This window comes from Streptomyces sp. TOM-9 (assembly GCF_056858595.1).
This window is the reverse complement of the sequence record NZ_JBXEQB010000001.1, coordinates 8,756,284-8,780,266: the sequence shown is the minus strand read 5'-3', so window position 1 is coordinate 8,780,266 and position 23,983 is coordinate 8,756,284. Positions and strand designations below refer to the sequence as shown.

At 74.5% G+C, this 23,983-nt stretch carries 15 protein-coding genes; 9 read left to right on the top strand and 6 right to left on the bottom strand.

Translation table 11 applies throughout. From position 1 onward, the window contains the following. Positions 1-48: 48 nt before the first annotated feature. Positions 49-606: an NADPH-dependent FMN reductase gene (ssuE, locus tag AC1VWI_RS40375; protein ID WP_499516022.1), complete on the top strand. Its 558-nt coding sequence runs from the start codon at positions 49-51 to the stop codon at positions 604-606. A gap of 30 nt (positions 607-636) precedes the next feature. On the opposite strand, the gene AC1VWI_RS40370 is transcribed toward ssuE, so the two are convergent. Beyond that, on the bottom strand, positions 637-1,515 hold the full coding sequence (locus tag AC1VWI_RS40370) for a LysR family transcriptional regulator (RefSeq protein ID WP_499516021.1): 879 nt from the start codon (positions 1,513-1,515) through the stop codon (positions 637-639). Between the two features lie 101 nt (positions 1,516-1,616). Between AC1VWI_RS40370 and AC1VWI_RS40365 the strand changes: the two genes are divergently transcribed. Continuing rightward, positions 1,617-2,153, top strand: a complete 537-nt coding sequence (locus tag AC1VWI_RS40365; protein ID WP_499516020.1) for a universal stress protein — start codon at positions 1,617-1,619, stop codon at positions 2,151-2,153. A 730-nt stretch (positions 2,154-2,883) separates the two neighbouring features. Next, a complete protein-coding gene (locus AC1VWI_RS40360; protein WP_499516019.1) occupies positions 2,884-3,735 on the top strand; it encodes an AAC(3) family N-acetyltransferase in 852 nt (283 codons plus the stop codon). Here AC1VWI_RS40360 and AC1VWI_RS40355 read toward each other — a convergent pair. Further along, complete coding sequence (locus tag AC1VWI_RS40355) at positions 3,728-4,843, bottom strand: hypothetical protein (RefSeq protein WP_499516018.1); 1,116 nt, start codon at positions 4,841-4,843, stop codon at positions 3,728-3,730. The two genes, AC1VWI_RS40360 and AC1VWI_RS40355, sit on opposite strands and share 8 nt — an antisense overlap. A 169-nt stretch (positions 4,844-5,012) precedes the next feature. On the opposite strand from AC1VWI_RS40355, the gene AC1VWI_RS40350 reads away from it, so the two are divergent. From AC1VWI_RS40350 to AC1VWI_RS40330, 5 genes are all read left to right on the top strand, one after another. After that, complete coding sequence (locus AC1VWI_RS40350; protein ID WP_499516017.1) at positions 5,013-7,280, top strand: large ATP-binding protein; 2,268 nt, start codon at positions 5,013-5,015, stop codon at positions 7,278-7,280. A gap of 68 nt (positions 7,281-7,348) precedes the next feature. Then, on the top strand, positions 7,349-8,254 hold the full coding sequence (locus AC1VWI_RS40345; protein WP_499516016.1) for an AAA family ATPase: 906 nt from the start codon (positions 7,349-7,351) through the stop codon (positions 8,252-8,254). After that, positions 8,251-9,279, top strand: a complete 1,029-nt coding sequence (locus AC1VWI_RS40340) for a hypothetical protein (protein ID WP_499516015.1) — start codon at positions 8,251-8,253, stop codon at positions 9,277-9,279. The genes AC1VWI_RS40345 and AC1VWI_RS40340 overlap by 4 nt, the downstream gene beginning before the upstream one ends. Next, complete coding sequence (locus tag AC1VWI_RS40335) at positions 9,273-12,077, top strand: hypothetical protein (RefSeq protein ID WP_499516014.1); 2,805 nt, start codon at positions 9,273-9,275, stop codon at positions 12,075-12,077. The genes AC1VWI_RS40340 and AC1VWI_RS40335 overlap by 7 nt, the downstream gene beginning before the upstream one ends. Beyond that, complete coding sequence (locus AC1VWI_RS40330; RefSeq protein ID WP_499516013.1) at positions 12,074-13,300, top strand: toll/interleukin-1 receptor domain-containing protein; 1,227 nt, start codon at positions 12,074-12,076, stop codon at positions 13,298-13,300. Before AC1VWI_RS40335 ends, AC1VWI_RS40330 begins: the two co-directional genes overlap by 4 nt. Positions 13,301-13,359: 59 nt before the next feature. On the opposite strand, the gene fxsT is transcribed toward AC1VWI_RS40330, so the two are convergent. From fxsT to AC1VWI_RS40315, 3 genes are all read right to left on the bottom strand, one after another. Then, positions 13,360-17,319: an FxSxx-COOH system tetratricopeptide repeat protein gene (fxsT, locus tag AC1VWI_RS40325; protein ID WP_499516012.1), complete on the bottom strand. Its 3,960-nt coding sequence runs from the start codon at positions 17,317-17,319 to the stop codon at positions 13,360-13,362. Continuing rightward, entirely contained in the window at positions 17,316-18,497 is a 1,182-nt protein-coding gene (gene fsxC, locus AC1VWI_RS40320; protein WP_499516011.1) for an FxsC protein, read from the bottom strand. The genes fxsT and fsxC overlap by 4 nt, the downstream gene beginning before the upstream one ends. A 370-nt stretch (positions 18,498-18,867) precedes the next feature. After that, the gene (locus AC1VWI_RS40315) at positions 18,868-20,016 is read right to left on the bottom strand and encodes an FxsB family cyclophane-forming radical SAM/SPASM peptide maturase (protein WP_499516010.1); all 1,149 of its coding nucleotides are present in this window, start codon (positions 20,014-20,016) and stop codon (positions 18,868-18,870) included. 721 nt (positions 20,017-20,737) lie between these two features. Here AC1VWI_RS40315 and AC1VWI_RS40310 point away from each other — a divergent pair. Continuing rightward, entirely contained in the window at positions 20,738-23,038 is a 2,301-nt protein-coding gene (locus tag AC1VWI_RS40310; RefSeq protein WP_499516009.1) for an esterase-like activity of phytase family protein, read from the top strand. Positions 23,039-23,161: 123 nt separating this feature from the next. On the opposite strand, the gene AC1VWI_RS40305 is transcribed toward AC1VWI_RS40310, so the two are convergent. After that, positions 23,162-23,896: a class I SAM-dependent methyltransferase gene (locus AC1VWI_RS40305; RefSeq protein WP_499516008.1), complete on the bottom strand. Its 735-nt coding sequence runs from the start codon at positions 23,894-23,896 to the stop codon at positions 23,162-23,164. Positions 23,897-23,983 lie beyond the last annotated feature (87 nt).

Here is a 23,983-nt window from a genome sequence, read left to right as displayed (position 1 = left end):
AGGTCCCCGCTCGCCCCCACCCCGCCCGCCCGAACCCGGAAGGTCCCCATGGCCGTCATCCTGTCCGTCTCCGGAAGCCCCTCCGCCACCTCCCGCACCGCACGGCTGCTGCGCCACCTGGACGACCGGCTGCGGCTCCAGGGCCACGAGGTGGTCCCCCTGGACGTGCGTACGCTGCCCGCCGACGCCCTGCTCGGCGCCGACGTCCACCACCCGGCCATCACCGGGGCCGCGGCCCTGTTCCAGCGGGCGGACGGGGTGGTGATCGGCACGCCCGTCTACAAGGCCGCCTACTCGGGCCTGCTGAAGTCGCTGCTCGACCTGCTCCCGCAGTTCGCCCTCGCCGACAAGACCGTGCTGCCGCTGGCCACCGGTGGCACCACGGCCCACGTCCTGGCCATCGACTACGCGCTGCGCCCGGTGCTGAGCTCCATGGGCGCCGCCCACATCGTCCCGGGGTGGTTCACGCTCGACAAGGACCTCACCGTGTCCGACGACGGCACGCTGACCGTCGCGCCCGCCACGGCCGAGGCCCTGTCGCAGGTCACCGACCGCTTCTCCGCCGCGTTGGGAGGCCGTACGACCGTGCTGGCGCCCACGGGGTGAGCCCCTGCCCGCCGTACGCCGCGCGCGGGGTCACATCGCGGGGCCGGTCCCCTGGCACAGGTCGCGGATCGCGGTCACGTGCGGGTGCCAGGGGCGCGTGGCCGGCCCGGTGAGGAGCAACCGCCGTTCCACGCGCGGCAGTACGGGGACGAGGGTGAGGCCGCCTGGCAGCATGCTCCCCGCCAGGGAGGGGACGACCGCGACGCCGAGGCCGGCCTCGACCATGCAGAGCAGCGTGCCCAGTTCACGGATGTGCTGGGTGGGGCGGTACGGCACCCCGGCCCGTGCGTGGAGCTCCTTGAGCTGGCTCTCGGCGCCGGAGGTGGTGGCGAGCAGCGGGTCGTCCAGGAGGTCGGCCAGCGCGACGGACTCCTCACCGGCCAGCGGGTGGTCGCCGCGCAGGACGGCCTCGAGCGCGTCGGTCGCGACCTGGACGGCCCCGCGGGGCACCGGGTCCGGGTCGATGAGGATCGCGGCGTCGACCGTGCCGCCCTCCAGCCACTGGGTGATCTCCTCGGCGAAGCCCTCGAAGATCCGGACCTCGACCTGCGGGACGTTCTCGCGCCACAGCTTCAGCAGCCGGGGAAGCAGCCCGTGCGCGGCGGTCGGCGGCACGGCCAGGGTGATCGTGCCCTCGGCACCCGCGTCGTGCCGGGCGGCCGCCGCGGCGTCGAACGCCCGGGCCGCGGCGAGGGTGGCACGCGCGTGCGGCAGCAGCGCGTCGCCCAGGGGCGTCGGCCCGACGGGGGCGGCGCGCCGCACCAGTTCACCCTGCACGGCACGCTCCAGGGAGGCGAGCGAGTGCGACACCGAGGACTGGCTCATGCCGAGCGCGGCGGCCGCCGTACCGAACCCCCGGTGGTCGGCGATCGCGACGAACACGCCCAGTTGCCGCAGGGTCACGTCCATCGGCGCCTCGCATCACGGGATGAGTGCCATCGATTTGCCTCATCCTACGCGGCCCGGCGACGCTGGCGGGGTCCCGGCAGGACCCAGACGGGAGGCACCCCATGCGGAACGCGACAGGAGCGGGCCGGGTCGTCGTCGGCACGAGCGGTTCCCTCGCCAGTCTCGCGGCGCTCCGCCGCGGCGTCCTCGAGGCCCGGGCCACCGGGCGGCCGCTGCTGGCCGTCATGGCCTGGGAACCTCCGGAGGGCGAGCTCCTCTACGGCCTGCAGCCTGACTCCGCCTGGGCGGACGCGTGCGCCGCGGAAGCGGCCGGACGCCTGGCCCGGGCCCTGGACGAGGCGCTCGGCGGCATACCGCCGGACGTGCGGATCGAGCGGTGCGTGCTGCGGGGCGCCCCCGGGGCCGTGCTGTGCGCCGTCGCGTCCGGCGCCGACGACCTGCTGCTCCTCGGCGCGGCCCGGTCCTCGCGGACTGCGGTGGGTGGGCACCGCAGGCCCGTGCAACGGGCCGTCCTGGCGGACGCCGTGTGCGACGTCGTGATCGTCGGCGGACCGCGCCTGCGGCCCTCCGAGGCGCGGCTGCTGCGCCGCTGCCGCAGGCAGGACGCCCGGCTGAGGACACGTCAGCAGCCGGTCTGAGTGCGAACACCGTCCGCGTACGGACGTCACCGACCACCGATTCCCGGAGGGAACCCCGTATGACCCGAGCGACCGGCCCGGCTCCCCACGCCGATCCCGGCAGGGCCCGCGATTGCCGGACCTGCCGCGGATGGGGAACGCTCGTCACCGGCCACGACGGGCTCGCCCTGTGCCCGGTCTGCCGGCTCCCCCGGCAGCGGTCCGGTCCTGCCGTCCCGCAACCCGAGGACCCTCCCCCGCGGCGCGCCGCCCGGTACTCCGCGGCAGCCGCGGCCGTCGCTGCCGCTGACGTGGGGCGCTGAGCCCCCGGACGTCACCGCCCGGACGGCGTCATCCCTCCGGCGGCCGTCCCGCGGGCCGACCCGGTACGGGCCTGGAGATCGTCGTCGTGGTCCTCACTGCGATGCGGACGCTGACGTGGGTTGCGCGGCTGCTGCGGCTCGGTGAGCCCGTTGTCCTCATGGCGGCGGCTGCGCGGTCGGGCGCCTCCCCCGCACGGACGGCAAGTGCGCCGTCTGCGGTCCCTGCTGGACGTGGAGGAGGCACGGCTGGAGGTCGCGGAGGCCGCGTCGCGTCGCCGCCCGGCGAGACCGCCTGAACCCGCGCCGTGGGGGGCGGGCCGGATCCGGCCCCCTACCGGGCGGCCGGGACCGGGCGGGACACTGACTGCGCGGTCGTGCCGGGCGGGGGGCGGGTGGGTCCTGCGGCACGGAGGGGGAAGGGGGACGGGATGACGGTCGGCTCCACCGAGGTGACGGCTCTGGCGGGATCCCTGACGGCACTCGGCCTGGAAGCGGGCGGGGTCGTCCTGGTGCACGCCTCGCTGCGCGGCGCGGGTGGCACCCGCGCGGGCACGATGCTCGACGCGCTGCTGCGGGTGCTGGGACCGCGCGGCACGCTGGTGACGCCCAGTTTCACACCCGAGAACTCCGACTCCTCCTCCGCCCACCGGGCGCGTGTGGCGGGACTGGACGCCCGGGAGGCCGCCGCCGTACGGGGCGCGATGCCGCCCTTCGATCCGGCGTCCACGCCCGCGCCCGGGATGGGGGTGCTCTCGGAGACCCTGCGCACCGTGGAGGGTGCGGTGCGCAGCGCCCATCCGCAGACCTCCTTCGTGGCGTACGGCCCGGCCGGGGAAGCCATCACGGCGGAGCACGGGGCCGACTGCCACCTCGGCGAGCGGTCCCCCTTGGCGGCGCTCTACCGGGCCCGCGCCCGGGTCCTGCTCCTCGGCGTCGGGTTCGACGTGTGCAGCGCGTTCCACCTGGCCGAGTACCGGGTGCCCCGGCCGCCCCTGCGCACCTACCGCTGCGTCGTCGTCAGGGGCGGGCGGCGTTCCTGGTGGAGCTACGAGGACGTGGCCCTGGACGACTCGGACTTCGCGGCCCTGGGCGCGGCGTACGAGGCCGAGGGCACGACCAGGACCGGCACCGTGAGCGGGCTCCGGTGCCGGTTGCTCGACCTGCGGGAGGCCGTCGACTTCGCGGTGCGCTGGATGCCCGCGAACCGGCCGCGACGGGCGGGCACCGGGGCCGGGGCCGGGCCCGGTCCCGGTCCCGGAGCCGGGCCCGGGCTCACCTGAGGCGGTCGAGGACCCTGCCGGCCCGCAGGAGGTGCAGGTCGTGCCGTACGGCCGCGGGGAGCGCGGCCTCGTCGTACGGCACGCCGTCCAGGAAGTCGCGCAGGCCCACGTCGCCGACGCGCGACATCGTGTACGGCGGAACGGAGTGCCGGGTGAGCACGAGGGGCCCTGGTCCTGCGTGCCCGAGCGCCTCGGCGAAGATCGCGCGCACCCGGTGGAAATGACGTTCCTGGACGCCGCCGATGTCGATGACGCCGACGGCTTCCGCGCCGGAGGGCGTCGTGCCGCCGATCCTTCGCAGCGGCAGCCGGCCGAGGTCGTGCAGCAGCACGTGGGCGGCCGCGTACTCGAGGGTCTGCCGGTCGGAGAGGCTGCCGCCCTTCCCCTGGAGCCGCCGGGCGATCTCCTCGCGCGGCTCCTCCCCGAGCCGGGCGATGGTGTCCTCGATCGGATCCTCGCCCGCGGGCAGGGGGAGGTCGGCGAACAGCCCGTAGTGGCCCGCCATCGGCCCCTGGTCCAGGACGCGGCACAGGTGCTCGGCGAGGAGCCGGCCCTCCTCCGCGACGACCGCGGCGGGCAGGGCGTTGATCCGCGCGCCCAGTTCGCCCACGTAGAGCACCTGCAGGTACGGCAGCCGGCCCGTGACCGCCTGGACCCGTTCCGCCATGAGCACGGCGGGCAGCACGTAGCTCAGGGCGCGCAGCGGCATGCGCACCGACGCGCCGAACACCACCCGCAGCGCCGGCGGTCCGTACACGGCGGCCTTGCCCACCACGTCCAGGAGGGGCTCCACTCCTCCCTCGGGCAGGCCGCGGACGTACCCCTGCAGCCGGGCCGTACGGCCGACGACGGCGTCGAGGAGGGCCGGGCGCACCCGGTTGACCACCCCGGCGGCGGCTCCGTACTCCGAGGGCCGGAACCGGGCCAGGCACGAACGGACGTCCGCTTCGGCGAACGGGACCATGGTGTCCTGTCCCATCAGCGGGATCCCGCGCAGGACCGCGGTCAGCAGGTTCTCCTGCCGCTTGCCCAGGCCCGGGGGCGCGGATGGGGAGGGCGCCGGCCGGGGGCCGGGACGGGAGAGCGTCGCGGGGTCGACCCCACCCATCAATGAGTCGTACATATAAAGTGATAGCCAGTCATACATGTGCTGCGGAACGGGTCATGACGAGACGTCAGCGGATTCTTCCATGATGACGCCAGTGCGGGCGTCCGTGACCGCGCCCGTTCGTACCGGTTCGGACGGGTGGGGGATGAAGAATACGTACACCTACGCCGTGAGTTACCTGCATGGCAGGGACGAGGCCTGGGTGGCGCGCTTCCTGGACGACCTGGACCGGCGGCTGGGCACCTCCCCGGTCCGTTTCGTCAGGGCGGCCACCGACGACGGCCGGGGCCCGGCCTCGCCCGGGGTGGCGACGGCGGACCGCGTCCTCGTCCTGTGCTCACCGGCCTACTTCAGCGAGGGCCCCGCGGACGCGGACTGGGCGATGCTGGCCCACCGCACGAGCCTGGACCGGGCCCGCGGGGCGGCGGAGAGCGGCATCGTGCTGCCCCTGCTCTGGGAACCCGTGCTCCAGCGGATGCCGGCGGTGGTCGCCGAGGCGGACACGTTCACGGCGGGGCAGCCGCCCGAGTACCGGACCCACGGACTCGCGTTGATGACGATGCAGGCCGCGCGCCACCGGGCCGCCCTCGACGAGGTGCTCGGCAACCTCACCCGATGGCTCACCACCGCTCCCCCCACCGGAAGCGGCCCCGCCCCGCAGGACATCCCCGCCGAACTCCCCCCGGCCCTGACCTCGGACGACACCCGGTTCACCGGCCTGTACCGCGGCCAGCTGACCGGCACCGCGCCCGGACTCACCGGCGGGCGCCCACTGGGCCGGCGACTGAGCTGGCAGGACGGTCCGTCGCGACGGCACACCCCGTCCGGGGAGCCGGCGGCCGCGGGCCGGCGGCTGTTGCTGGTCGGCCCGGCGGGTTCCGGGCGCAGCGCCGTGCTCGGGCACCTGGCGGACCGCGTCGCGGCCGGCCCGAGCGGAGCGCCCTGGGGCTGCCAGGTGGCGTTCACCCTGCGGGCGGACACCGGCGGACTGCCCTCCCCCGACGGGATCGTCCAGGCGGCCGCCCCCTCGCTGGCCGCCCGGGAGCCCGCGGGCTGGACCGCCCGGCAACTGCGCGGCGGGCGCGCGCTGCTGGCCGTCCACGGCCTGGACCGCGCGCCGGTCCACATGCGCCCCGCGGCCTGGGAATGGCTGCTGCGCACGGCCGAGCACTACCCCGACGCCGTGATCCTGGTGGAGGCCAACGGCAGTTCGGTGCCCTGGCACCGGATCGACGGTGTCTTCACCCCGGTCCTCCTCGACCCCCTCGACCCCGCGGAACGCGAAGCCCTCCTCGCCGGGGGCGATCCTCTCGCCGGCGCCCCCGGCGGCAGGTCCGCGCTCACGGCCCTGGCCGACGACCCGCTGCTCGCCGACGCCGCGCGCTGGCCGTCCGCCGCGGTCGCGGTCCGGCACGCGGCCCGGGCCGCCGGAGACCGCGGGCCGGACCGCATGGATCTGCTGCGCGCCGCGGTGGCCGCCGTCTGGCGCCCCGACCGGGAGGCCGCCAACGCGCGCACCAGGGTGCGCGACAGCGTCCTGCGGGCGGCGGCCGGCGGCCTGGCCGCCGCCACGCTCGGGTCCGGCGACGCCCCGCTCCCGGCCGACACCGCGCTCGACGCGCTGTACGGACTCAGCGCGCCGGGCCTCACCGGCAGCGTTCCCCCCGCCCGGCTGCTGTCGCAACTGGCCGACGAGGCGGGCATCCTGTACGCGCCGGCTCCCGCGACGATCGCCTTCGCCGGCGAGTCCGTACGCCAGTACCTCGCGGCGGAGCACCTGGCCACCCACCCCGGCCCCGACGGCGACCGGATCCTCGCCGAGCACCTCGAACGGACGGGGTCCGCCGGGCTCGCCCGCCTGGTCGCCGAGCTGAGCGCGGTCCGCAAGTCGCTCCCGGACGTCCCCGGCCTCCTCGAACACGGTGCCACCGGCCGGCGCCTGACGGCATCGGCGACGCCGGAGATGCGGGCCACCGGTCCCGTCGTCGTACGGTCCGCGGAGGAACTCGCGGGCCTGGCCGCGGGGCGGGACGCCGCGCCCGAGGTCTGGTGCCAGGGGCCGCTCGGGGAACTGGAGGCCGTGCTGCCCGGGATCCCCGGACTGCGGAGCCTGGTGATCCTGGACCACCCGGAGATGACCGCGGTGCCGGACCTGAGCCGCTGCGCCGCGCTCCGGTCGCTGCGCCTGTCGAACTGCCCCCGGCTGCACGACCTGACCTCCCTCGGCGCCTCCCCGGTGATGTTCCTGACCATCGCGCCCTGGCTCCCGTCCCTGGACCTGAGCCCGCTTCAGCGTGCGCCCTGGCTGCGGAGGATCGACCTGGTGACCGCCGCTCCGCGGGGCGGAGACGACGCCGTCCGCGCCCCGCGCGTCGGGCGCGCCGACGTGCGCGTGCTCGCGCCGCCGGGCCCCCCGGGAGGGCCTCCCGGCCTGTAGATCAGCCGCGACGCGGTCCGTTACAGTGGCGCCACAGCGTGTGGTGGCATGACGTTCTCGGGGGGCACATGCGGTACACCAAGGTCTTCGACCCGCAGGCGCCCGGCGCCGTCGGGGAGACCGGCGCCGACGCATCCTCGGGGCGTCAGGACGACCAGGTGTACCTGTTCGACGAGGACACGGTGCTCGCCGTCAACGTCGCGCTGGTGACGCGCCGTCCGCTGCTCGTCCTCGGCCCGCCCGGTTCGGGCAAGTCCACGCTCGCCCCCAACGTGGCACGCGTCCTGCGCTACCGCTTCTACGCGGAGGTCGTCACCGCCCGCACGGAGGCACCCGATCTGCTCTGGCGCGAGGAGGCGTTCCGTCAGCTCAACGACGCCTCCCGGGGCAAGCTCGGCTCGCCCGGCGACCAGCCGTACCACCGGCCCGGCCCCTTGTGGAAGGCACTGGACCCCGCCCAGGACGACGCGGCGCCCGACGGTCTGCGCGACCGTCCCGCCGTGGTCCTCATCGACGAGATCGACAAGGCGGACCCCGACCTCCCCAACGCGCTCCTCGACCCACTGGACAACCTGCGCTTCGAGGGCCCGGACCGCTCCCGGGTCACGGTGCGCCCCGAGATCGGGCCGCCGCTGGTCGTCATCACCAGCAACGAGGAACGCGAGTTGTCGGCCGCGTTCCGGCGGCGCTGCATCCCGCTGCGGCTGCAGGTCCCCGGGCGCGCCCACCTGCTGGAGGTCGCCCGGCTGCACATGGGATCGGACTTCGATCCGGAACTCGGCGCCGAGGTGGCCGACCTCTTCCTCGCCCAGGGCTCCGGTACGGGACGTCTCGCGGCGGCGAGCACCGCGGAATACCTGGACACGCTGCGGGCGTGCCACGAGATGGGGCTGACCGCCGATTCCGAACTGTGGCGCAGCGTCGCGCGGTTCGCCATGGTCAAGGACACCTACGAGCCGACGGCCTACGCGTGAGCCGCGGTCCGGTGCACGCCGGCGACGTCGTGCGCGCCGCCGCCGCGCTGGGCATCGCCGACCCCGCCGGCGTCCTCTCCCTGGTGCGCGCCATGGGTCTGCCCGGCTCCGGACCCCGGCCCCCGGAACCGGACGCCCCGGCGACGGAACCCCGGCCGGGCACCGAACCCGCGCCGCCGGCCCGTCCCGTCGGCCGCACGGTGCCCGGGGACGGCGGCGGCGTGCCGGAGCCGTCCCCGCGGACCGCCACCGGCGCCGACCCCGCGGGCCGGTCGGTCATCACCTTCGCCCCTCCGCGGACCCCGCCCGGACCCGGGCGACCGGCCGGTGAGCCGGCGGGTCCCGAGGAGCCGCTCTTCGCCGACCGCGGGGAGGTCAGCGAGCAGCCGCCGTCGCCGCCGTGGAATCCGCGCACCCAGCAGGCGATCATGCTCACGGTGGCGGCCACCGAGGCACTCGGCAGGGAGCTGGACCACCGCAGGCTGATCGACCTGATGGTCCGGCGCCTGGGTGGCAGGCCGTCGTCCGGCCTTCGCCTCCCCTACCGGCCCCGCCCCACCACCCGGGCGGGGCTGCACGTGCTGCTGGACCGGAGCCCTTCCATGCGGCCGTTCCGCCACGACCACCAGTGGGTCGCCCGGCTGGCGCGGCAGGTACTCGCCCCCGACCAGCTGCGGATACTCGACTTCCGGCTGCCCCAGGGCGCCAGCGCGGACGGCGGCCGCACCTGGGGTGCGGCGGTCCGCCCGGCACCCGGCACTCCGGTGCTGCTCGTGTCCGACCTCGGCCGGCTGCGCCCTCCGGTGGCGGTGCGCAACCAGGCGTCACCGGCCGACTGGCTGGCCTTCCTCGGCCGGCTGAAGCACGCCGGCCACCCGGTGACCTGCCTGACCCCGTTCAGTCCGGACGTCTACCCGCCCGCCGTCCGCCGGTTGGTGGCCCTCGTCCCGCTGGACCGCCGTACCTCGGTGTGGTCGGCGCGCTCCCAGATCAGACGGCTGCGCCGCCGGAGGCAGGCATGGTGACGGCGGCCGGCGGACGGACCTCCGCGGCCAGGCTGATCCACGAACAGCGCCAGGAGGAACCGGACGTGGTCCGGCTGGCCCAGTCGCTGAGCCTGGCGGCGCAGGCCGAACCGTACGTCGTGCGTGCCGCGCGCCTGCGGTTCGTGCCGCGCAGCAGCGCCGGGCTGGAGGCCCAGCTGTGGTTCTCGCCCCTGGTCGAGGCCGCAGGCGGCCTGACCATGGTGCTCGACCCCGCGGTGGCCGCGGTCCTGCGCCGGGACCTCGCCACCAACGACCGCGCCCTGCTGGCCTCCGTCCGCAGCTTCACCGAACGCGCCCACCACGACGCGCCGCTGGCGGTGCGCACCTTCGAGACCCTCCTGTGGGCCGGCACGGCGCAGGCGGTGCCGGCGGAGGGCGACATCCGGCGGGAGCTCGAACCCTTCCTCGCCCAGGTGCTCTCCGACGGCCCCGAGGCGCTGGAGGCCGGCCGGTGGGCGATCCGTCACCTGCCCCGACTGCCCGACGCCGTACGGGACTCGGCACCCGCGAGGCGCCTGCGCATCGCCGCGGCCGAGCGCCTGGGCCTGGAGCTGACGCCCGCCGCGGCGGGCCTGCTCCCTGAGGAGGTGACGGCCGTCCGCCGGATGGTCCACCGTGACGTCGACGTCGGGATCCGGGCCGAGCCCGGCGGCATCGTGCTGACCAGACCTCCGGAACGCGACGCCCAGGTGTGCCAGGTGAGCGGGGCCGCCCGGGTCAGGCTGCGCCTGCGCGCCGCCCTCCCCGGAGCGGCCTGGCACGAACTGGACCTGCACGACCGCAGACGGGCCGCCGCGCCCCTGGACGTGGTGGCCGCGGCCCGGCTCGACGGCAGCCTGGACGGCGCCCGGGCCGAACTGGGGGACGTGGTGCGCTGCGTCTGGGCCGGGGAGCACGGAGCGCTCGCGGTCAGCGCGGCGGGCCGTACCGAGATCCGGGTCGACGCGGCCGGACGGGTGCTGGTCGCGGACCTCCCGGTGCCCCCCGACCTGCTCGCGGTCGCCGACGCGGGGCCGCCGAGGGCGGCCGCGGCCGGGGGCTCCGGGCTCCAGGTGGTCGGAGCGGCCCTCGACGCCTCGGGCGAGGTGACCGCCCATCCGTGGTCCCCGGCGCCGACGGCACTGGGCTGGGCGGCGCCGGGCGGGCCGGGCAGCGGTCCGGCCGTCCTGTGCGTGGCGGAGGGCCGGAAGGTGCACCTGCTGGACGACGGCGATCCGCGGCGCGTGGTGCTGACCCTCGATCACCCCGCCGACGTCACCCACCTGTGGACCTCGGTCTCGGCGGCCCTGATCGCGGTCGCGGACGCCGAGGGAAGGGTCGTGGCACGTCACGCCGCTCCCGGGAACGGCATGGTCTCCCGCCGGTTCGCCACCGGGGGGTCCCCGGTGACCGCGCTCGCGGGCGACCCGCTGACCGGGGACGTCGTCTGGGCCACCGAGGACGGCCGGGTGTGGCTGGCCCGGAGCCCGGAGGACGACGCGCGCGATCCGGTGCCGCTCGGCCGGCTGCCCCGGCCGGCCACCTCACTGGCCGTCTCCTCCTCCGACGCCACGGTGGTCGCCGCGGACGGGGGACGCCACCTGCTGCGGCTGCGCCGTCCCGCGGCCGGCGACCCGGAGGACCCCGGCTCCGCGCCGCTCCCCGGCGCCCGGCTGCCGTTCCAGGTGCGCGAGGTGTTCGCGGCCGGCCGGGGCCGCCTGATGCTCACCGGAACCGGCGGCCCGGTCGAGATACGGTCCGAGGACGGCAGGGTGCACCTCGTCCTGCCCCACCCCGCCGCCACGACCGCTTCCGCGTCGCAGGCGCCGGGGCCGGGGCCCACCTGGCTGCGCGCGTCGGTCGGCGTCGCGCTTCCCGGCCCCGGACCGGAGGCACCGCCCGAGGACGTGCTGCGTGCCGCCCGCCGCTGCGGCATCGGTCACATCCGGCTCTCCGGGCCGCACCCGCAGGACTCCCGTCGCACGGACCTCGTGGTCGAACGGGCCGGGGAGGCCGGACTGCGCGTCGTCGCCGGCCTTCCCGCGCCCCCACCGGAAGCCGCGCCCGCCGACGTCCTGCTCGACGCGCGACGTCTCCTCGACGCCCACGTCGACGCACTGCTGCTGGAGGACCTGGCGGCCTGGCCCGCCCACCTGCTGGACGACCTGCGGCACCTGACGGACGCCTACACCGGCGCGGGCCTGATCGGCACCGCCGGAACGTCGCCCACCGGCGGGCCGGAGGAAGCGGCCCCGCGAAGCGCCGTCCATCTGACCGTGGGCCCTCCGCCGCTCCCGCGACCCGGGGCCTGGACGGTCCCGCCGGGCACGGCCTGGGTGCTCCCGGAGCGGCCGCCGGCCGATCCGGGGGTCCTGCTGGCCCTGCCCGGCTGCCACGAGGTCCCCGCCGGTCTGCTGACGGCCACGGGGCACCGGGCGGAGGCGCTGCGCGTCCTGCTCTCCGTCCGGGCACGGCAGCAGGCCCTGGTCCACGGCTCCGTCGACGCGGCGCTGCCCGAACCGCTGCCAGGGGTGACGGCGTTGTGGCGGCGCCACGGCAGCGAGGCCGTCCTGTGCCTGGGCAACGCCGGCGACGCGCCGGTCGCGGTCACCGTACCGGCGCCGCCCGACGGGCCCGAGCTGGTCGGGATCGCGACGCTCGGTGCCGCCGCGGGGGAGCCGTGGCCGCTCACCGTACGCCCGTCGGCCGGCGGGTACGCGATCACCGTGGCCCCCGGTGCGACCCACTGGCTGAGCCTGTGGGAGAGCACCGACCCCGGATGGCGGCCGGGCGCATGAACGGGACGTCCTCGCGCCCGTTGGTCTTCCTCAGCCGCAGCGAACCGCCCGGCTGCACCTGCACCTGCTGGCCGGCCAGGAGATCGGTGATCGGCCTCCTCGAGGCCGCCGGCTGCGAACCGATCGTGATCGACAGGCAGACCCTGGTGCCGGGCCAGGACTGGATGGAGGCCATCTCCGACGGCATGGGCAACGCCCACGGCATGGTGCTGCTCGCATCGCCGCACGCCGTCGAGTCACCGCACGTCCAGAACGAGCTGGCCATGGCGGAGCTGCGCAACCGGCACGACGGCTTCCCGATCATCCTCGTACTGCTCCCCGAGGTCGACCGGGAGGGCCTGGAGGCCAGCAGGCTCGGTTCGCTCAGTCCCACCCGGCGGCAGAACATCGACTGGCCCGTCGACGGGGACCTCGCCGACGTCGTCAGGGACATCACTCCCCAACTGGAGCTGATGCGGGCCCAGGTCAACGAGGACCGGGTGCACCAGCGGGTCGTCCAGCACCTGCGCGAGGTCGACGGGCCCGTCCTGAGCCGTGCCGGGGACCGGCTCGGTGTCTCGCGGGAGATCCTGCTGCCCCTGATGCACCACCGCGTCGCCGAGGGGCTGCTCACGGAACGCCGCAGTGAGCCCCAGGACGATCCGCTGCGCGCGGCCCTCACCGAACTCCTGCCGCTCCAGGCGACCTCCGGATCGCGCGAGGTGATCGAACTCAGCGTCACCCATGCCCGGGTCCCCGCATCGGACTCCCGGCGCATCAACGAGGTGCTCACGGCCCCGGCCGCCCCGCGGGCCGCGGTGCTGCCCGCACACTCCACCGAGACGGCCCGGCGCTTCGTCCACCGCGCCAGCGGACAGCCCGTGGCCTGGGACCACTTCGTCGTGCCCATCGACGTGGGTTCCGGCGTCGCGGAGAGCCTCATCGCCGGCGTCCGGGACCACCTGACCGAGGTCGACGTCCACGACCTGGAGACCCTGCTGCAGCACGAGCACGACTTCGGCCCGGTGGTGGTGATCGTGCCGCATCCCCCGGACCCCGACCTCGTGGCGCGGCTCGGCGAGGAGTTCCCGGCGGGTGTGCTCTTCCTCTTCGTGGTGGACGGCGACCTGGTCGGCACCGCGCCCGACCCGCTGCCGCGGCTGCAGGGGCTGCCCCGCCCGCACGAGGAGGAGATGAACCGCACCATACGCACCTTCGTGCGCCGCTACGCGGGCCGCAACTGACGACGAGCCGCCCCCGGGATCCGGGAGCGGCTCGTCGTGGCGGCGGTCCGGCCGCCGGGTCAGATCGGCGGCATCTCCAACTCGAAGTCGATGCGCCGCTGTTCCCTCATGGCGACGGTCGTGGGATGCGTGTCCCCGAACCGGGCGGCGGACCGGCGCGTGATCTCCCGCACCCGGTCCTCCGCTCCGGGGTCGCCGACGCGCATCCGGTCGACCGCGAGGTTGTACTCACCGCAGAGCACGCGGGGGTGCCGGTCGCCGAAGAGGGACAGGAACTCCCGGTGCGCGCGCTCGTCCTCCGCCACCGCCTCGTCGTGCCGCTCCATCTGGGCGAGGACCCCCGCCACGTCGGCCCGGCAGGCGACCGCCGCCGGATGGCCGCCGCTCACGCGCCGTTCGAGCGCGGCGAGCGTCGGGCGGCCCAGGTCGAGGGCGGCCAGCGGTTCGCCGCCCAGCCTGCGGGCGATGATCAGGTTGGTGGCCGCGGCGAGCGTGAACGGGTGCTCGGCGCCCAGCGTCGTGTGGTAGTTCGCGTGGTTCCGTTCGGCGATCTCCCGGCCCTCGTCGAAGGACGGGTCGCTCTGCGTGCCGGCCAGCGCGAGCAGGTCGCAACTGAGGTTCGCCGCGCAGGCCAGCGTCTCCGGGTGCCGCTCGCCGTACCGGCGCCGGTACTGGTCGTACGTCGTGCGGGACAGGGCCTCCGCCGCCCGGAACTCGCCGAGCCGGCGACGGGTGACGGAGAGCGAGGCGTCGGTGCGCATCACCTCGGGAGAGTGCTCCCCGGACAGGGCGACGTAGTGCTGCCTGGTCTCCAGCAGCAGTTCGAGCGAGCCCTGGTAGTCGCCCATCTCCCGGCGGTCCAGCGCGGCACCGAGCGCGTAGCGCGAGCAGGCGGGGCTCCTGACCCCCAGCACCTGACGGGCCGTCTGGTAGGCCTCCTCGGCGAGTGCCAGTGCCTCACGGGGGCGTCCGATGAGGTTCAGCGACACGCCGTAGTTGTTGATGGCGCGGAGCGTGTCCGGGTGGTCGTTCCCCACCGACCGGCGGTACCGGTCCAGGGTGTCCGCGTCGGACTCGCAGGCCTCCGCGTAGCGGCCCAGACCGTTCAGGTCGGCGCCGACGTTGCGGGCGGTGATGAGGGTGTGCGGGTGGGCGAGGCCCAGCGCCGGGTGCTCACGCTGCCTGCGCAGGGTGTCCGAGTCCAGTTCGAAGGCCTCGGCGTAACGGCCCATCGAACGGAGTGGGTTGGCCAGCTGAGCCGCCAGGCGCAGGGTGAGCGGGTCGTCGGCACCACGGTTCGCGGTCCACGCGTCCAGGGCCCGGCGCCCCAGACCGATCGCCGCCAGGTGGTCCTTGACCAGCCACAGGTTGCGGACCTGGCTCACCACCCACTCGCCGACCTGCGGGTCGACGCTCTCGATGGCTCCGGACGGTTCGAGGTGCGGGCGGAGCTCCGCGAAACGCTGGAGCGACGCAGGGTGGTCCTCCCCCTGCGAGGGCGAGGGGAGCGCGCTGGCCAGCACGAGGTGGGCCTGGCTCCGGGTACGCGCCAGGGCGTCGGGGTCCACCGCCATCCACTCGCGGACGAGGGCCTGCAGGAGCCGGTGCACCTGCAGCGAGCGTCCCTCCAGGCGGGCGAGGGCGTACCTGCTCAGATCGCGGATGAGGTAGCCCATGATCATCGGGTCGCGGAGCGCGGAGTCGGACTGGGCCAGCTCGTTCCGCATGCCGTCGCTGTAGAGCAGCGAGTCCGCGATCGGCTCGGGTGAGAAGAACGAGCACAGTTCCAGCAGGCGGACCGCCGCGGGCCGCTCCGCGCGCAGCCGCTCCACGGACAGCCGCCAGACGGCGGGCAGTTGGGTCTGCCGCTCGAACTCCCCCGCGGGGCCGGCGCTCAGCACTTCACCGACGCGGCTGCGCACCTGTTCCAGGTAGGTGTCCACCGGCATCCCGGTTTCCCGGAGCCACGCCGCGGCGAGTTCCACGGCCATGGGCAGGTCGCCGAGTTCCTCGGCGATCCGGTCCGCGTCCTGACGGGTCAGGTTCTCCACGCGGCGCCGGAGCAGCGCGACGCTCTCCGCCCGCCGGAAGACGCCCACTTCGACGGTGGCGGGGCCGCTGTCGGACTCCCGTGCGGTGATGATGACGTGCCCCGGCCCGTTGGAGGGCAGGTAGTCCTCGAGCCGGCGGCCGCTCTGGCGGGTCTCCTCGTCGTTCGCCGCGTTGTCGTAGACCAGCAGCCACTTGCCCCGCCTGCCGCTCTCCAGCTCGGCCAGGGTCGCCATGGCCAGGTCCTCGGCGGTCTCGCCCTGGACGCCCAGCTGGACGCCCAGGTTCGCCAGGCTCTGCGGGATCAGGTCGGTCTGCTCCGCCGGGATCCAGTGCACCAGGTCGTACTGGGCACCGAAGCGGTGGACGTACTCCAGGGCGATCTGCGTCTTGCCCATGCCGCCGAGCCCGTAGAGGAAAAGGCGGTCAGCCGGCGTGTGCACGTCGTCCAGGGAGTCCTGGCCGAGGTCGTCCCAGAACTTGTCCAGCTCCTGGTCCCGGCCGGTGAACAGGTTGTACCGGGGCGGGGCCTTGAACGTCGAGGGGGCTTCGCCCGGGTACCGGGTGCGGCCCGCCACGGGCTCGTTGAGGGCCGGCACCCCGATGAGCGCGGTCACCCGCTCCAGCGCCGTCGCGGCCGTCATCCCGACCAGGGAGAACCCGGGGAGGCTCGCCAGCGCCGTCGGGGTCTGGAACTCGCGGGTCCGCAGGCCCAGGATCCGCGGACCGTCGCCGCGACGGTCGGCGGCCTCGACCAGGGTGACCAGTTCCTCGGCGACGTTGGTGTTCACGAAGTCCGGTGACAGCAGCGCCAGGACGGTGTCCGCGGCGGTCGCGGGGACGGGCGCCAGCGCGGTGGCGCTGCTGGGGCGCAGTGTCACCGCCACGCCCGCCGCCTTGAGCTGGTCGGCGATCCACTCGGCCCACAGCCGGTCGCGCAGGGCGTGGTCGATGCGGACCCGCGGGGTGGCCGCTCCGGCCACGGGCACCCGGTCGAACCGCTTGACCAGGGACGCCCGCTGCTCCTCCGCCATGTGCCCGATCGCGGTCACCTCGCCGCGCGTGATGACGGACGTGAGGCGTTCGTAGGCGGCGAGCAGCGTGCCCTGGTTGCGGATCGGGTCCTTCAGGGTCGCCAGGACCTCTTCGTAGGCGTAGTAGGGGCGGTAGGGGATCTCGATGTCACCCCAGTACCGGTCCGGGTCCGGGTGCGCGGATTCGTCGAGGAACTCCTGGAAGCGGCTGCGCGCGTGCTGCCGGGCGGTGTCGAGCCGGTCCTGCTCGGCGGGGTCGACGCGCATCGGGACCGGCAGGATCGTCACGTGGGGGGCGAACCTGCGGACGTCGCGCGCGACGTTCGCGCCGCCGTCGACCGACTGGACGTTGAAGGTGAAGCAGTTCACGAGGACGTCGGGCAGCAGGAGTGTGGTGATGCCCGAGGTGTCGCTGAAGCCCGTACGGCTGTCGATCAGCGCGTAGTCGTAGCCCGCCTGCATGTCCTCGCGCAGGGCGTGCAGGAACGCCTTCCCGTTCCGGTTCTCGTAGAAGCCGCGCCAGTCGTAGGTGTTGACGTTCTCGGAGTACTCCGGGGTGCGGCGGCCCGAGGAGACGAACTCGATGAAGCCGCCGCCGGGGAAGGAGCACTCCAGCGAGTGCGCGTGACGGTCGACGCGTGCGTACGTCCGCAGGCCGTCCGTCAGGTGCGGGCTCATCCGCTCGAATTCGCGGACGAGGTCGATCACGCCCGGCGTGGAGCTCAGTTCGGGGTCCCGCAGGAAGGGGGCGAAGTAACGGTGCAGACCCGGCGCCTCCAGGTCCCAGTCCATGACCAGGACCCGTTTGCCGTTCGTGGCCAGGATCCAGGCGACGTTCGCCATGGCCATGGTGCGGCCCGTACCGCCCTTGAACGAGTAGAACGTCACTACGGTGCCGGGCCCCTGGGCGCCGGGACCGCCCGAGTCGTGCGTCATGAGGAAGACCTTCCGAGCAGGGGGAACGAGTCGAGGCCACCTGTGGGCGTGGGCAGGCGCTGAGCGACCTGTGCGGACTTCATGGCGTCGTTCTGGGCGCGGACCAGGGCCTTGCGGAGCGCCGCGGTGAACTTCTCCTCGTCGGGCAGTCCCCAGCGCTCCAGTTCCGTGGCCTGGCCGCGCAGCGTGGGCAGCACCTCGTCGAGGGCGGCGTCCAGGTCCTCGGCGTGCTGCCACGACTGGGTGTCGTCCTGGTTGCGCGGTTCCAGCACGGCGGTGCCCTCGGGCACGGCCGCGTCGAGCGAGGTCAGCAGGCGCTGCTGCCGCTCCGCCTTGGCCGCCCAGGCGTCGACCAGCAGGACGACCAGTTCCTCCGGCCGCGGTCCTGAGCCCACCTGTTCCACGGTGCTCTCCTCGAGCGCCAGGACGTCGGGGGCGAGGTCCAGTTCCGCCGCCGTGTCGCAGAGCAGGGAGGCCAGCTCACCGGGCCGCCCGGGTGCGTACGGGGACCAGTCGACGGGCGTGGTGCCGTAGTACTCGCGGGCGGTCCGCTCGCCCGGCAGGTCGTCGGCGGCCGCGGCGGCCACGACGAAGCTCACCGTCTGGTGTCCCGGGTACGGCGGGAGCGGCGGTGCGCCCTGCCGCCTGCCGGTGGCGTCGAAACCGGCGGCGTCCGGGAGGTGCTGCCCGAGGGCGGCCGCCACCCGGTCCGCGAGGGCCGCCACCACGAGCCGGTAGTCCTCGGCGTACCGGGCCTTCAGGCGCAGGAGGTGGAGCAGTCCTTCACGGGCGTAGGCGGTCGAGTCGGCGGTCAGCGGACCCTTCCGCCGGACGACGGGCGGCAGCGGCTCGGTGGCCGGCGCCCAGACCACCGGGATGATGGCGTCCGCGCTGCGTCCCGTCCGGGACCACAGCACCTCGGCCCGGTGCTCGAAGTAGGACCATTCGGTGGCGCAGTAGGACTGGCCGAAATACGCCGGTGCGTACAGCGCCACCATGGTGGTCGCACCGCGCATGCGCTCCACCGTGGCCTCGGGTGACCGGGGTGTGCCGCACACCCCGACCGACTCGGGCGACTCACCGGTCCGGGCGGCGACCGCGTTGCGGAGGTCCCGGAATAAGGTCGCCGTCCACTCGTCGTCGACCCCGCGGATATGGCTCATGTAGAACCGGCTCATGGTGACTCCGTCGCGCGTGTCGGGACGCCCCGCAACGAGCGCGGCAGCGGGGACGACTCGATAGGGGCCAACGGCTCGCCGTAGGCATCACTATTCGAGCAATAGCGGATAAATACCACATCCGGGCACCGCAGACGGGCGCGCATCGGGACCGTCACCCCTTCCTGATCAGGCTTTCCGCACCGTCCGTCGGGGAGCCTGCTCGGCGTGCCCGTGCGCTGCGGGGACAAGGGGAACGCACCCGGCGGGCGGCCCGGCCGGCCGCGGGGGCGGCGGGGCGCGCGACCACCGGCGCGGTGCGCCGGAGGTTCATCCGGACGGGTACCCGCCATGGACCGTTCGGCCATCCCGGCGGACGGTGGAGGGGCGCTCATGACGCCCCTCCGATCAGAGCGCGGACGTCGGCGGTCACCCGGTCCCTGATGTGCTCGGTCAGCAGTTTCAGATCGGCGCAGTAGACGCTCGGATTGGCGAACCCGTTCGAGGGGCGGTAGCGGTGCGCCCGCAGCCCGCCCCCGCACAGCCGCACCACGTCGCAGGCCCGGCACTGCGGGGAGAGGGAGCTCAGCCCGCGGCCCTGCTCCCGCAGCAGCGGATGGTCGGCGGCGGTGTCGAAGTCGTCCGCACCGATGTCCAGGCCCATGGCGGTGGCGCCCTCGTACGCCGCCTTGAGCGAGTCCGGCTGTTCGATCGACCCATCGGTGTCGACGACCACGAACGGCGGGCGGTCGAGCCCGACGGCCTCGGCCGTCGCCCTGCCGCCGAGCACCAGATCCATGATCGTCTCGAACATCCGGATCCGGGTCTCACGGACCGGCGCCGCGTACCAGCGGTCGAAGACCGCGAGCAGCCACCGGCCGTAGGGGGCCGTCGCGGGGTCGTGGCCCGGCGGCGGGAACTCCCAGGTCGCGTGCGGGAGCAGCAGGTCGATGACCGGGGGCCGGTGGCTCAGCAGCGACTCGTAGACGCCGAGGGGTTCATTGGCGAGGTCGACCGTACACAGCAGGCCGCCGTATAAGCCGGCGTTCTCCGCGCGCCGCAACAGCCCGATCCCCCTCTCGGCAGCAACGTGGCTGCTCTGCCCCCCACGTGTGCGCCGGTGGCGGTCGCTGGCGTCCCTGCCTCCGTCGAGGCTCACCCCCACGCGCACACCGTAGCGGCGGAACAGGTCCATCCAACCAGGGTTCAGCAGCGTCCCGTTGGTCTGTGCGGCAAATTCCACGGACGTGATTCCGTGCGCCGCCTCGCGCACCGATTGCAGCAGGTGCTCGACCCGTCGCCGTCCCGCCAGCAGGGGCTCACCGCCGTGCAGGACGACCCGGACGGACGGCAGCCGGTGACGCTCGGCGTGCTCGGCTATCCGTGTGGCCAGGCGCTCGGCGAGGGCACGCGAGAGCACGGCGGGCTTGCGCTGCCAACTGCTGTCGCGGAGTTCGTAGACGTAGCAGTACGAGCAGGCGAGGTTGCACAGGCCGTGCACCTTCACCACGAACTCGTGGATGGGCCGCGTCCCCTCCATCACCGACCTCCCGCCGGGCCCTCACCCCCGTCCCGGGGTCACAACGAGGAATCGAATCCGGTGTGCGGGTCGGGAACCTGCTCCGACCGGTCCTCCGCGACGCGGAGCAGCGATTCCACCAATGCGCTCGGTGGGAGCGCGCGGAGGCGCTCCGGCTCGATGCGCAGGTGCATGACATCGCCGTGCGCGTCACGTGGTGCCGTTTCCATCGACCAATGCCCCCGGTACCCCTTGCCGCCCACGGTGGCTCGACCCTGCCGACGCGTGCGTGATCGGACGTGGCTGGAGCCCTCGGGTGTCACCGCCGGCTCCCCCGTGCTGACTGCTGAAGTGTCCCTCCCAGGGAAGCACAGCGCCACGGACCAGGCCAGACCGCCTCCCGGACAGCTTCACGCCCTCTCGCGCGGCATCGGACGCCACGCCCGGAACGGAGGACCGGTCCGCCGTACGATGCGAGCCGGTCCCGTTCTGCGGCCGATGTCACCGCGTGCCACCACCGCCGCGGCTCCCACCGCACCGGCGTGCGACCGGACCTGACGGCGCGTCATCACCCTGCGGATCGCGCTGCAGCGGGGCCGGCCCCGTACCCGCACCCGTACGGACCGGGGCGTTCCGGTCACTGTGTCCGGACGATCTTCGTCGTCCGTTCATCTGCGCGCCCGATTGCGCTGGTCCGGCGGCGAGATGATCGGCATTCCGACCGTAGCGCAACGGAGAGACGATGCTCCCCAAGAGAACCTACGCCGCGCTCACGACCGCGGCTGTCGCTGCCGGCACGCTGGTGGCCGCGAGCCCTGCAAGTGCCCACCACCCGAACGTGACGCCGGCCTTCCAGCGCACCGCCACCTACCCGGTCTTCCAGAACCGCCCGGCGGGCGAGGACCCGGCCACGGCGACCGTCGCCGAGATCTCGGCGGTCAGCGAGGACGGCCGCACCCTGGTCTACACCGACGCCCTCGCGCGCCGGATCGGCTTCCTCGACATCAGCGAGCCGGGCAGTCCGCGCGGCCTCGGCACCCTGTCGCTGGCCGGGCTCGGCGACGCCGAGGACGAGCCCACCTCCGTGGCCGTGGTCGGGCAGTACGTGCTGGTCGTGGTCAACACCAGCAGCGGCTACTCCACCCCCTCCGGACGTCTCGACGTCATATCCCTGCGCGACCGCAAGCGGGTCACCAGCATCGACCTGGGCGGCCAGCCGGACTCCATCACCATCACCAAGGACAAGCGGTACGCCGCGATCGCGATCGAGAACGAGCGCGACGAGGAGGCGACCCCGCCCGGCGGCGAGGAGGGCGACCTGCCCCAGGCCCCGGCCGGCTTCGTGCAGATCGTCGACCTCAAGGGCACCTCGCCGCAGCACTGGCGCACCCGGGCCGTACCGCTGACCCGGCCCGACGGCGGCGCGCTGCCCGCGCTGACCGCCGCCGGGATCGTGGAGCCCACCGACCCGGAGCCGGAGTACGTCGCCGTCAACGGCCGCAACCAGCTCGCGCTGACGCTGCAGGAGAACAACGGCATCGTCCTCATCGACCTGCCGACGGGCCTGATCACCAAGGCCTTCAGCGCCGGCACCGCCACCGTGCACGGCATCGACACCGTCAAGGACGGCGTCATCGACCAGACCGGCTCGATCACCGACGTGCGGCGCGAGCCCGACGCCGTCAACTGGATCGACGACCGCTACTTCGCCACCGCCAACGAGGGCGACTGGAAGGGCGGCACGCGCGGCTGGACCGTCTTCGACAGCCGCACCGGCAAGGTCGTGTGGGACGCGGGCGACAGCTTCGAGCGCCTCGCCGTCCGCTACGGCCTGCACAACGAGGACCGCGCGGGCAAGAAGGGCACCGAGCCGGAGGGCGTGGTCGTCGCCACCTTCCACGGCGTGCGGTACGCCTTCGTCGGCTCCGAGCGCAGCAACTTCGTCGCCGTCTACGACGTCAGCCGGCCGACCGCCCCGGTCTTCCGCCAGATGCTGGCCACCACCAACGGCCCCGAGGGACTGCTGCCGATCCCGTCGCGCGACCTGCTCGCGGTCTCCAGCGAGGAGGACGACGCCTCGGTCAACGTGCGGGCCTCGGTGAGCCTGTTCCAGCTGGGCAAGGGCACCCCGTCCTTCCCCGGCGTCGTCTCGGCCCCGGACTCCACCGGCGCGCCGATCGGCTGGGGCGCGCTCGGCGCGCTGTCCGCCGTCCCCGGCCGTCCGCACGAGCTGTACACGGTCACCGACGCGGCGTACTCCGTCACCAAGATCATGACCATCGACACCTCGCGGAAGCCGGGGGTCATCACCCGGGCCCTGACCGTCAAGGACACCGACGGCAAGCCGGTCGGCTACGACGCCGAGGGCATCCACGCCCGTCCCCAGGGCGGCTTCTGGCTCGCCGTCGAGGGTGCGACCGGCGACGGCAACAAGCTGGTCCGGCTCGACCGCGACGGAGTGACCCGCCAGGTCGTCACGCTCCCGGCGGACGTCGCCGCGGGCCTGGCGAAACAGGGCTTCGAGGGCGTCACCGCCACCACCGACCGGGGCGGCCGCGAGGTCGTGTGGGCCACACTGCAGCGTGAGGTCAAGGGCGACCCGGCCGGGGTCGTCCGGATCGGCCGCTACGACGTCCAGTCGAGCACCTGGAGCTGGTTCGGCTACCGGATCGGCACCACGGACACCCCGGGCGACTGGATCGGCCTGTCCGAGATCACGGCGGTCGGCGACAAGCTCGCCCTGATCGAGCGGGACAAGCTGAACGGCCCGGCCGCGAAGATCAAGCGCGTGTACACGGTCGACATGCCGAAGTCCGCCGCCCCGTCGGGCCCGCTCCAGGTGCTGCCCAAGAAGCTCGCCCACGACGTGCTGCCCGACCTCCGGGCGACGAACGGGTGGACCCAGGAGAAGCTCGAGGGGCTCACCGTGGGCGGTGACGGCCACGTCTACGCCGTGACCGACAACGACGCCCTGGCCGACGCCACCGGCGAGACGGTCTTCCTGGACCTCGGTTCCGGCAAGAAGGTCTTCGGGCAGCACTGATCCTCCGCGAAGCCCTCCCCCGTACGGCCGCCGGTCCGCCGGCGGCCGTACGCGTCGGGCCCGTGCGCGTCGGGCCCGTGCGCGTCGGGCCCGTACGCGTCGGGCCCGTACGGGCCCGGCCGGTCACGCCTCCGGACGGCGCGCGAGGAAGACGAACTCCCGGCCGGGCCGGTCCGGGGCGTCCCGCACCTCGTCGAGGTCGTACCCCTGTGCGGTGAGCGCCGCCTCGACCTCCTCCCGCTCCCGGAACCGGAGAGTGGAGGTCGAGGTCAGCACCTCCCGGCCGGCGGCCAGGACGTAGGTCCAACGGAACGTCACCAGCGGCCCGCTGACGTCGAGCAGGTCGACCCAGTGCTCCACCGGTCCTGTGCCCGGCACGTCCACCACCCGGTGCGAGGCCTCGCGGTTCCAGCCCTCCCATGCGCGCTTCGCCGGGTCCCGGGTCTCGAACACCAGGCGGCCGCCCGGCCGCAGCGCCTCGTACGCCCCCCGCAGGGTGTCCTGCCACGCCGCGGGGTCGTCGATCGCCTGGGCGACGTTGGCCGTCATCGTCGCCAGGTCCACGCGCAGCGGCGGTAGCACCGTCGCGTCACCGCGGATCCACCGGACCCGCCCACTGCCCGGCTTGGCCCGGGCGACGTCGAGGGCCGCCCCGGCCGGGTCGACGGCGACGACCTCGATGCCGAGGCCGGCCAGGCGCAGGGCGAACACCCCCGTCCCGCAGCCGATGTCCAGCACCCGGCGCGCGTCGCACTCCCGCACCAACGCGGTGTACGCGTCGAGGTCGCCGCGGCCGGGGTCATCGAGGGCGTCGTACAGCGCGGCGAGCCGCGGGTCCCGGAATTCCTCGTCAGCCATGGGGGCGACGCTACCCGCGGTGGGACCCACGTCACATCCGTGCCCGCGTCACGTTTCCGCCGGCCCGTCCGTCATGGCTGCGTAACC